Genomic DNA, 342 nt, shown 5'->3' with positions numbered 1-342 from the left:
CCACCTCTTCCGTTTCCACTTGGGCGCGTTGCACAGCGCGTCCCCCCCCGCCGCAGGGGGCGGCTACCCCTCCTCCCCCGGGCCCCCCCCCGGGGGGGGGGGCCCCCCGGGGGCGGTCTCCACCCATCACCGCTCCTGAAGGAGGACAACCATGCCCGACATCACGGCGCTCACCGACCTCGACGCCCTCATCGGCGACCTGGACGCGCGCATCACCGAGACCACCCTGCCGACCCCCGAGGCCAGCAGCGGCGGCTGCAGCGGCGTCTGCACCGTCCTGATCTGCGACACGGTGCTGCTCTGTAGCGGCCTGTTCTGCTGATCTCCCGCCAGGCGGTCCGC

1 protein-coding gene is annotated in these 342 nt (G+C 73.7%); it reads left to right on the top strand.

Features of this window, described 5'->3' with window-relative positions; translation table 11 throughout:
* Positions 1-151 precede the first annotated feature (151 nt).
* A complete protein-coding gene (locus ACFV6I_RS26815) occupies positions 152-322 on the top strand; it encodes a hypothetical protein (protein WP_350883108.1) in 171 nt (56 codons plus the stop codon).
* The last annotated feature ends 20 nt before the right edge of the window (positions 323-342 follow it).

This window comes from Kitasatospora sp. NPDC059803 (genome assembly GCF_042732255.1).
Classification (GTDB): domain Bacteria; phylum Actinomycetota; class Actinomycetes; order Streptomycetales; family Streptomycetaceae; genus Kitasatospora.
Note: the sequence above shows the minus strand (reverse complement) of the source record. Positions and strands in the feature narration are given on the sequence as shown.